10 protein-coding genes are annotated in these 10000 nt (G+C 67.1%); all 10 read left to right on the plus strand.

Translation table 11 applies throughout. The features are described from left to right. Positions 1-6 precede the first annotated feature (6 nt). The 10 genes from QXH22_RS06210 to nuoK are packed head-to-tail and all read left to right on the plus strand — an operon-like array spanning position 7 to position 9991. Positions 7-561 (plus strand): NADH-quinone oxidoreductase subunit B family protein, encoded by a 555-nt coding sequence (locus QXH22_RS06210; RefSeq protein ID WP_055580867.1) that lies wholly within the window; start codon positions 7-9, stop codon positions 559-561. Then, on the plus strand, positions 558-1286 hold the full coding sequence (locus tag QXH22_RS06215; protein ID WP_306241844.1) for an NADH-quinone oxidoreductase subunit C: 729 nt from the start codon (positions 558-560) through the stop codon (positions 1284-1286). The genes QXH22_RS06210 and QXH22_RS06215 overlap by 4 nt, the downstream gene beginning before the upstream one ends. Further along, entirely contained in the window at positions 1286-2584 is a 1299-nt protein-coding gene (nuoD, locus tag QXH22_RS06220) for an NADH dehydrogenase (quinone) subunit D (RefSeq protein ID WP_306241845.1), read from the plus strand. Before QXH22_RS06215 ends, nuoD begins: the two co-directional genes overlap by 1 nt. Next, the gene (nuoE, locus tag QXH22_RS06225) at positions 2581-3342 is read left to right on the plus strand and encodes an NADH-quinone oxidoreductase subunit NuoE (RefSeq protein ID WP_306241846.1); all 762 of its coding nucleotides are present in this window, start codon (positions 2581-2583) and stop codon (positions 3340-3342) included. Before nuoD ends, nuoE begins: the two co-directional genes overlap by 4 nt. Then, positions 3339-4667: an NADH-quinone oxidoreductase subunit NuoF gene (gene nuoF / locus QXH22_RS06230; protein WP_306241847.1), complete on the plus strand. Its 1329-nt coding sequence runs from the start codon at positions 3339-3341 to the stop codon at positions 4665-4667. Before nuoE ends, nuoF begins: the two co-directional genes overlap by 4 nt. 7 nt (positions 4668-4674) lie before the next feature. Continuing rightward, positions 4675-7104: an NADH-quinone oxidoreductase subunit G gene (locus QXH22_RS06235; RefSeq protein WP_306275182.1), complete on the plus strand. Its 2430-nt coding sequence runs from the start codon at positions 4675-4677 to the stop codon at positions 7102-7104. Positions 7105-7109: 5 nt separating this feature from the next. Next, positions 7110-8381 carry an NADH-quinone oxidoreductase subunit NuoH gene (gene nuoH / locus QXH22_RS06240; protein WP_306244363.1) on the plus strand — a complete coding sequence of 424 codons (1272 nt, stop codon included), beginning with the start codon at positions 7110-7112 and terminating at the stop codon, positions 8379-8381. Further along, positions 8374-8922, plus strand: a complete 549-nt coding sequence (gene nuoI / locus QXH22_RS06245) for an NADH-quinone oxidoreductase subunit NuoI (protein ID WP_306241849.1) — start codon at positions 8374-8376, stop codon at positions 8920-8922. Before nuoH ends, nuoI begins: the two co-directional genes overlap by 8 nt. Further along, positions 8919-9695: an NADH-quinone oxidoreductase subunit J gene (locus QXH22_RS06250; protein ID WP_306241850.1), complete on the plus strand. Its 777-nt coding sequence runs from the start codon at positions 8919-8921 to the stop codon at positions 9693-9695. Before nuoI ends, QXH22_RS06250 begins: the two co-directional genes overlap by 4 nt. Then, the gene (gene nuoK, locus QXH22_RS06255) at positions 9692-9991 is read left to right on the plus strand and encodes an NADH-quinone oxidoreductase subunit NuoK (RefSeq protein WP_055580875.1); all 300 of its coding nucleotides are present in this window, start codon (positions 9692-9694) and stop codon (positions 9989-9991) included. Before QXH22_RS06250 ends, nuoK begins: the two co-directional genes overlap by 4 nt. The last annotated feature ends 9 nt before the right edge of the window (positions 9992-10000 follow it).

The raw sequence follows: 10000 nt of genomic DNA on the forward strand, positions 1-10000 counted from the left end.
TAGGACGTGGGACTGGAAGAACAGTTACCCGGCGGGATCCTGCTGTCCACAGTCGAGAAGGTTGCGGGCTATGTCCGCAAGAACTCGTTGTGGCCGGCGACGTTCGGGTTGGCCTGCTGCGCCATCGAGATGATGGCGACCGCGGGTCCGAGGTTCGATATCGCCCGATTCGGCATGGAACGGTTCTCGGCGACGCCGCGGCAGGCCGACCTGATGATCGTCGCGGGCCGGGTGAGCCAGAAGATGGCGCCGGTGCTGCGGCAGATCTACGACCAGATGGCCGAGCCGAAGTGGGTCCTGGCGATGGGTGTCTGCGCCTCGTCGGGGGGGATGTTCAACAACTACGCGGTGGTCCAGGGCGTCGACCACGTGGTGCCGGTGGACATCTACCTGCCCGGCTGCCCGCCGCGGCCCGAGATGCTGTTGTACGCAATCCTCAAGCTGCACGAGAAGATTCAGGAAATGCCGCTGGGCGTCAACCGCGAGAAGGCCATCGCTGAAGCCGAAGAGGCGGCGATGGCGGCCCGGCCGACGATCGAGATGCGCGGACTGCTGCGATGAGCTCACCCGACAAGGACTCCCAGGGCGCGACGCTGACTCCGGGGGCCGACTTGCCGCCGGAAGGTCAAGAGGTCATCAACGTTCGCCGCGGCATGTTCGGCGTGCGCGGCACCGGCGACACCTCCGGCTACGGCCGGCTGGTGCGCGAGATCGCGCTGCCCGGCGAGAGCCCCCGCCCCTACGGCAGCTACTTCGACGACATCGCCGACCGCCTCGCCGAGGCGCTGGACCGCGAGGGTCTCTCCTTCAACGAGGCGATCGAGAAGGTCGTGGTCTACCGCGACGAGCTGACGCTGCACGTGCGCCGCGACCTGCTGCCGCAGGTCGCCCAACGACTGCGTGACGAACCGGACCTGCGGTTCGAGCTGTGCCTGGGCGTCAGCGGCGTGCACTTCCCGAACGAGACGGGCCGCGAACTGCACGCGGTGTACCCGCTGAAGTCGATCACGCACAATCGCCGGCTACGGCTGGAAGTTGTTGCGCCCGATAGTGATCCGCACATCCCGTCGCTGTTCGGGGTCTACCCCACCAATGACTGGCACGAGCGCGAAACCTACGACTTCTTCGGCATCATCTTCGACGGCCACCCGTCGCTGACCCGCATCGAAATGCCCGACGACTGGCACGGGCACCCGCAACGCAAGGACTACCCGCTGGGCGGCATCCCGGTCGAGTACAAGGGCGCGCAGATTCCTCCGCCCGATGAGCGCAGGGGCTACAACTGATGAGCACAACCGAAACCCTGGTGGTCGCAGGCGGTCAGGACTGGGACAAGGTCGTCGACGCCGCCCGCAAGGCCGACCCCGGCGAGCGCATCGTCGTCAACATGGGACCCCAGCACCCGTCCACCCACGGCGTGCTGCGGCTGATCCTCGAGATCGAGGGCGAGACGGTCACCGAGGCCCGGTGCGGAATCGGCTACCTGCACACCGGAATCGAGAAGAACCTCGAATACCGGTACTGGACGCAGGGCGTCACCTTCGTCACCCGAATGGACTACCTGGCACCGTTTTTCAACGAGACCGCCTACTGCCTCGGCGTGGAGAAGCTGCTCGGCATCACCGACGAGATCCCGGAACGGGTCAACGTCATCCGGGTGATGATGATGGAGCTCAACCGCATCTCGTCGCACCTGGTCGCATTGGCCACCGGCGGAATGGAACTGGGCGCCATGACGCCGATGTTCGTCGGCTTCCGGGCCCGCGAGATCATTCTGACCCTCTTCGAGAAGATCACCGGCCTGCGGATGAACAGTGCCTACATCCGGCCGGGTGGCCTCGCCCAGGACCTGCCGCCGGGTGGCGTCGACGACATCGCCGCGGCCCTCAAGGAACTGCGCATCCCGCTGCGCCAGATGGGCGAACTGCTCAACGAGAACGCGATCTGGAAAGCCCGCACCGAGGATGTCGGATACCTCGACCTGACCGGTTGCATGGCGCTCGGCATCACCGGCCCGATCCTGCGTTCCACCGGGCTGCCCCACGATCTGCGCAAGAGCGAACCCTACTGCGGATATGAGAACTACGAATTCGACGTGATCACCGCGGACACGTGTGACGCTTACGGGCGCTACATGATTCGCGTCAACGAGATGTGGGAGTCGATCAAGATCGTCGAGCAGTGTCTGGATCAGCTCAAGCCCGGCCCGACGATGGTCGAGGACCGCAAGATCGCTTGGCCCGCAGACCTTTCCGTGGGCCCTGACGGCATGGGTAACTCACCGGAACACATCGCCAAGATCATGGGCAGCTCGATGGAAGCCCTCATTCACCACTTCAAGCTGGTGACCGAGGGCATCCGCGTTCCGGCCGGCCAGGTGTATGTGGCGGTGGAATCGCCGCGTGGCGAACTCGGTGTGCACATGGTCAGCGACGGCGGCACCCGCCCTTACCGGGTGCACTACCGGGACCCCTCGTTCACCAACCTGCAGTCGGTGGCCGCGATGTGCGAAGGCGGCATGGTCGCCGACCTGATCACCGCGGTCGCCAGCATCGACCCGGTGATGGGCGGAGTGGACCGATGAGCGAATCAGGCAGCGGCGAAAGGGTTTTCCTGCGGCTCGGACCGCCGCCGGAGGAGCCCAGCCAGTTCGTGGTCGACGGCGCCCCGGAGTCGTATCCCCCCGAGGTGCAGGCGCGGCTGGAGGTGGAAGCCAAGGAGATCATCGCCAAGTACCCCAACAGCCGGTCGGCCTTGCTGCCGCTGCTGCACCTGGTGCAGGGCGAGGACTCCTACATCACCCCGGCCGGTATGGAATTCTGCGCGCAGCAACTGGATTTGACCGGTGCCGAGGTCTCGGCGGTGGCCAGTTTCTACACCATGTACCGCCGCGGCCCCACCGGCGATTACCTGGTCGGCGTCTGCACCAACACGCTGTGCGCGGTGATGGGTGGCGACGCGATCTTCGCCGACCTCAAGGAGCACCTCGGGGTCGGCAATGACGAGACCACCGAGGACGGTGCCGTCACGCTGCAGCACATCGAGTGCAACGCAGCGTGCGACTACGCCCCGGTGGTGATGGTCAACTGGGAGTTCTACGACAACCAGACCGCCGACTCGGCCCGCGAACTCGTCGACTCCCTGCGCGCCGGCCGGCCGGTGGCGCCCACCCGGGGCGCCCCGCTGTGCAAGTTCCGCGAGACCTCACGCATTCTCGCCGGTCTTCGCGACGAGCGCCCCGACGAAGGGCAGGGCGGCCCGGGCGCGGCCACCCTGGCCGGGCTGCGGGTGGCTCAGGAGAACGACATGCAGGCTCCCCCTGGTCCGGAAGGCCAAGCATGACAACACCTTTGACGCCGGTCATCAGCCGCTACTGGGATGACCCGCAGTCCTTCTCGCTGGAAACCTACGAACGCAACGATGGCTACCAGGCCATGAAGAAGGCCCTGGCCATGAACCCCGACGACGTGATCGCGACCGTCAAGGACTCCGGGTTGCGCGGACGTGGCGGCGCCGGGTTCTCCACCGGGACCAAGTGGTCGTTCATCCCGCAGGGCGACAAGGGCCCCGCGGCCAAGCCGCACTACCTGGTGGTCAACGCCGACGAGTCCGAACCGGGCACCTGCAAAGACATTCCGCTGATGCTGGCCACCCCGCACGTGCTGGTCGAGGGCGTCATCATCGCCGCGTACGCGATCCGGGCCAGCCACGCGTTCATCTACGTGCGCGGCGAAGTGGTGCCGGTGCTGCGCCGCCTGCAGAACGCGGTGGCCGAGGCGTACGCGGCCGGTTACCTGGGTCGCGACATCGGCGGTTCCGGTTTCGATCTCGAGCTGGTGGTGCACGCCGGCGCGGGCGCCTACATCTGCGGCGAGGAGACGGCGCTGCTCGACTCGCTGGAAGGCCGCCGCGGCCAGCCGCGGTTGCGGCCCCCCTTCCCCGCGGTCGCCGGCCTCTACGGCTGCCCCACGGTGATCAACAACGTCGAGACCATCGCCAGCGTGCCGTCGATCATCCTCAACGGCGTCGACTGGTTCCGTTCGATGGGCAGCGAGAAATCGCCCGGCTTCACCCTGTACTCGTTGTCCGGGCACGTCACCCGGCCCGGCCAGTACGAAGCACCGCTGGGAATCACGTTGCGCGAGTTGCTCGATTACGCCGGCGGCGTCCGGGCAGGCCACCGGCTGAAGTTCTGGACGCCGGGCGGTTCGTCGACTCCCCTGCTCACCGACGAACACCTCGACGTTCCGCTGGACTACGAAGGCGTCGGCGGGGTCGGCTCGATGCTGGGCACCAAGGCACTCGAGATCTTCGACGAAACCACCTGCGTGGTGCGCGCGGTGCGTCGCTGGACCGAGTTTTACAAGCACGAGTCCTGCGGCAAGTGCACGCCGTGCCGCGAGGGCACGTTCTGGCTGGACAAGATCTACGCACGGCTGGAGAACGGCCAGGGCACCCGCGAAGACCTCGACAAGCTGCTCGACATCTCGGACGCGATCCTCGGAAAGTCGTTCTGCGCGTTGGGAGATGGCGCGGCCAGCCCGGTGATGTCGTCGATTCAGCACTTCCGCGACGAGTACATCGCGCACGTCGAGACCGGCGGGTGCCCGTTCGACCCCAAGGATTCCATGTTGTCTTTCGAGCCGACTCTGAATGGAAAGGCCTGACGCTGCAATGACAAGTGCGGCCAAGACGGATACCGGCGACGAGGTCAAGCCGCCGGACATGGTGACGCTGACCATCGACGGTGCCGAAATCAGCGTCCCCAAGGGAACTCTGGTCATTCGCGCGGCCGAGCTGATGGGCATTCAGATCCCCCGGTTCTGTGACCACCCGCTGCTCGACCCGGTCGGTGCCTGCCGGCAGTGCCTGGTCGAGGTGGAGGGCCAGCGCAAGCCGCTGGCGTCGTGCACCACGGTCTGCACCGACGACATGGTGGTGCGCACCCAGCTCACTTCGGCGGCGGCCGACAAGGCCCAGCACGGCGTGATGGAGCTGCTGCTGATCAACCACCCGCTGGACTGCCCGATGTGCGACAAGGGCGGTGAATGCCCGCTGCAGAACCAGGCAATGTCCAACGGGCGAGCGGAATCTCGCTTCACCGACACCAAGCGCACCTTCGCCAAACCGATCAACATCTCCGCGCAGGTGCTGCTGGACCGCGAACGCTGCATCCTGTGCGCCCGCTGCACCCGGTTCTCCAACCAGATCGCCGGCGACCCGTTCATCGACATGCAGGAGCGCGGCGCCCTGCAGCAGGTCGGCATCTACGCCAACGAGCCGTTCGACTCCTACTTCTCCGGCAACACCGTGCAGGTCTGCCCCGTCGGCGCGTTGACCGGCATGTCCTACCGGTTCCGGGCCCGCCCGTTCGACCTGGTGTCCAGCCCCAGCGTGTGCGAGCACTGCGCGTCCGGGTGTGCCCAGCGCACCGACCACCGGCGCGGCAAGGTGACCCGCCGCCTGGCCGGCGACGACCCGGAAGTCAACGAGGAATGGAACTGCGACAAGGGCAGGTGGGCGTTCACCTACGCCACCCAGCCAGACGTCCTGACCACTCCCCTGGTCCGGGACGCCAATGGCGAGCTGGCACCGGCGTCCTGGGCGCACGCGATCGTGGCCGCGACCCAGGGCCTCGAGGCGGCACGCGGCCGCACCGGCGTGCTGGTCGGCGGCAGAGCGACCTGGGAAGACGCCTACGCCTACGCCAAGTTCGCGCGAATCGTGCTGAACACCAACGACATCGACTTCCGCGCCCGGCCTCACTCGGCCGAGGAGGCCGACTTCCTGGCGGCGCGCATCGCGGGCCGGCCGGTCAGCGTCAGCTACGCCGACCTGGAATCGGCTCCGGTGGTGCTGCTGGCCGGATTCGAGCCGGAGGAAGAATCGCCGATCGTGTTCCTGCGGCTGCGCAAGGCCGCACGCAAGAACGGCGTCCCGGTGTATTCGATCGCGCCGTTCGCCACCCGCGCGCTGGACAAGATGTCGGGTCGGCTGCTGCAGACCGCGCCCGGCGGTGAGCCCGCGGCGCTGGACGGCCTGGCCACCGGTGAAGTCGGTGACCTGCTCAGCACCCCCGGCGCGGTCATCATGGTCGGCGAACGGCTGGCCACGGTCCCCGGCGCGCTCTCGGCGGCGGCCCGGTTGGCCGACTCGACCGGTGCCCGCCTGGCCTGGGTGCCGCGACGGGCCGGAGAACGCGGGGCGCTGGAAGCCGGAGCCCTGCCCGCACTGTTGCCCGGCGGCCGCCCGGTCGCCGACGACACCGCCCGCTCGCAGGTCGCCGCCGCCTGGCACGTCGACGAATTGCCTTCCGCCGCAGGACGTGACGTGGACGGCATCCTGGCCGCCGCCACCGACGGCACCCTGGGCGCGCTGCTGGTCGGTGGCATCGAACCCGGTGACTTCGCCGACCCGGACGCGGTACTGGCCGCGCTGGACGCGGCGCCCTTCGTGGTCAGCCTGGAGTTGCGGCACAGCCCGGTCACCCAACGGGCCGACGTGGTGTTCCCGGTCGCCCCGACCACCCAGAAGGCCGGTGCCTTCGTCAACTGGGAGGGTCGCTACCGCGGCTTCGAACCGGCTTTCAAAGGCAGCATGCTGCAGGCCAGCCAATCCGATCACCGGGTGCTCGACACGCTGGCCGACGAGCTGGGCATCCTGCTCAACTGCTCGACCGTCGAGTCGGCGCGCGAGGAACTCGCGGGGCTGGGCACCTGGGACGGAAAGCACGCGGGCAGTCCGCACGTCGAGGCCGCGCCCGCCGCGCAACCCGAGTCCGGCGAGGCGGTGCTGGTCGGCTGGCGGCTGCTGCTGGACGCCGGCCGCGGGCAGGACGGCGAGCCGCATCTGGCGGGTACCGCGCGCACCCCGGTGGTGCGGTTGTCGGCCGACACCGCCAAGGAAATCGGCGCCACCGACGGCGAGTCGGTCACCGTCAGCACCGATCGCGGCTCAATCACCTTGCCGCTCAACGTGACTGACATGCCGGACCGGGTGGTGTGGCTCCCGCTGAACTCTCCGGGCTCGGCAGTGCACCAGGAATTGGGCGTCACCTCCGGCGCTTTGGTAAAGATCAGCGCGAAGATCGGGGTGCCGGAATGAACGGTTTGACCGCCTTCGGACACGACCCGTGGTGGCTGGTGCTGGGCAAAGCCCTGGCCATCTTCGTGTTCCTCATGCTCAACGTGCTGGTGGCGATCCTGCTCGAGCGCAAGATCCTCGGCTGGATGCAGTTGCGGCCCGGCCCCAACCGGGCCGGACCGTGGGGCACCCTGCAGAGCCTCGCCGACGGCATCAAGCTGGCGCTGAAGGAAAGCATCACCCCCAAGGGCATCGACTGGTTCGTCTACTTCGCGGCGCCGGCCATCTCGGCGATCCCCGCGTTCACCGCCTTCTCCTTCATCCCGTTCGGCCCCGAGGTGTCGGTGTTCGGACACTGGACGCCCTTGCAGCTCACCGATCTCCCGGTCGCGGTGCTGTTCATCCTGGGCATGTCGGCCATCGGCGTGTACGGCATCGTGCTGGGCGGCTGGGCGTCGGGATCCACTTATCCCCTGCTGGGTGGGGTGCGCTCCACCGCGCAGGTCATCTCCTACGAGGTGGCGATGGGGTTGTCATTCGCAGCGGTGTTCCTGTTCGCGGGCTCGATGTCGACGTCGCAGATCGTCGCCGCCCAGGACCGGGTCTGGTTCGTGTTCCTGCTGCTGCCGTCGTTCGTGATCTACCTGATCTCGATGGTCGGCGAAACCAACCGGGCGCCGTTCGACCTGCCGGAAGCCGAGGGCGAACTGGTCGCCGGTTTCCACACGGAGTACTCGTCGCTGAAGTTCGCGATCTTCATGCTGGCCGAGTACGTCAACATGTTCACGGTGTCGTCGCTGGCCGCGGCCATGTTCTTCGGCGGCTGGCACGCGCCGTGGCCGCTGAACATGTGGGAGGGCGCCAACCACGGCTGGTGGCCGGTGCTCTGGTTCACCCTCAAGATGTGGACGTTCCTGTTCATCTACTTCTGGCTGCGCGCCAGCCTGCCCCGGTTCCGCTATGACCAGTTCATGTCGCTCGGCTGGAAGCTGCTGATCCCGGTCTCGCTGGTGTGGATCATGATCGCGGCGGTCATCCGCACGCTGCGCAACCAGGGCTACGAACACTGGACCACGCTGCTGGTGGTGTGCAGTCTCCTGTTCGCGCTGGCGTTGATCGCCACCCTGCGAAAGCCGTTCAGCGCACCCAGCCCCCGCAAGCGACGCAAGCAACTGGCCGCAACCGCCGACCAGGCCGGTTTCGAAGGCGGTTTCGCGCCCGCATTCCCGACACCGCCGCTGCCGTTCAAGACACTCGAGCAGCCGATAGGTGCGAGCAAGGAGAAGGCACGTGGCTAACATCTTCAAGCGCCTCTGGGATCCGGTAGCCGGATTCGGCGTCACCTTCGGGTCGATGTTCAAGAAGAACATCACCGAGGAGTACCCGGAGAAGCCCGGACCGGTGGCACCGCGCTACCACGGCCGCCATCAGCTCAACCGGTACCCGGACGGCCTGGAGAAGTGCATCGGCTGCGAGTTGTGCGCCTGGTCCTGCCCGGCCGACGCGATCTACGTCGAAGGCGCGGACAACACTGACGAGCAACGGTTTTCGCCGGGCGAACGCTACGGCCGGGTCTATCAGATCAACTACCTGCGCTGCATCGGGTGCGGGCTGTGCATCGAGGCCTGCCCCACCCGCGCGTTGACCATGACCAACGACTACGAGCTGGCCGACGACAACCGCGCGGACCTCATCTACGAGAAGGACCGGCTGCTGGCGCCGCTGCTGGAGGGCATGACGCAACCACCGCACCCGCGGGCCGAGGGCGCCACCGACAAGGACTACTACCTGGGCAATGTGACGGCCCAGGGCCTGCGCGAAGGTCAGGACGCTCGATGATCGTCACGTTCGCAGCGGAAACTCTGACCCGGACCTCCAGCGGCGAAGCCGTGATGTTCTGGGTGCTCGGCACGGCCGCGGTGATCGGGGCACTCGGGGTGGTGCTGGCGGTCAACGCCGTCTACTCGGCCATGTATCTCGCGATGACGATGCTCATCCTGGCCGTGTTCTACATGGCCCAGGACGCGCTGTTCCTGGGCGTCGTGCAGGTGGTGGTCTACACCGGTGCGGTGATGATGCTCTTCCTGTTCGTGCTCATGCTCATCGGCGTGGACTCCGCGGAATCGCTGAAGGAGACCCTGCGCGGCCAGCGGGTCGCCGCGGTGGTCACCGGCGTCGGCTTCGGCATCGCGCTAATCGCCGGCATCGGCAACGTGGCGACCGGCGGCTTCTCCGGCCTCGCCGCGGCCAACGCGAACGGCAACGTCGAAGGCCTGGCGGCACTGATCTTCTCGCGCTACCTGTGGGCCTTCGAACTGACCAGCGCGCTGCTGATCACCGCCGCCGTCGGCGCGATGATCCTGGCACACCGGGAACGGTTCGAGCGCCGCAAGACTCAGCGCGAGCTCTCCGAGGAGCGGTTCCGTCCCGGCGGCCACCCCACCCCGCTGCCCAACCCGGGCGTCTACGCCCGTCACAACGCGGTCGACGTCGCCGCGTTGCTCCCCGACGGCTCCTACTCCGACCTGTCGGTCTCCAAGATCCTGCGCACCCGCGGAGCCGACGGACTCGAGACACCCTCACCGGAAGCTGTCAAGGGAAGCTCATCATGAATCCGGCCAACTACCTTTACCTTTCGGCTCTGCTGTTCACCATCGGGGCTTCCGGGGTGCTGCTGCGGCGCAACGCGATCGTCATGTTCATGTGCGTCGAGTTGATGCTCAACGCCGTCAACCTGGCGTTCGTCACGTTCGCGCGGATGCACGGCAAACTCGACGGACAGATGATCGCGTTCTTCACCATGGTGGTCGCCGCGTGCGAGGTCGTCATCGGCCTGGCCATCATCATGACGATTTTCCGTGCCCGCAAATCGGCGTCGGTCGACGACGCGAATCTACTCAAAGGCTGAGAACGCCAA

Source organism: Mycobacterium sp. TY814 (genome assembly GCF_030755175.1).
Lineage (GTDB): Bacteria > Actinomycetota > Actinomycetes > Mycobacteriales > Mycobacteriaceae > Mycobacterium.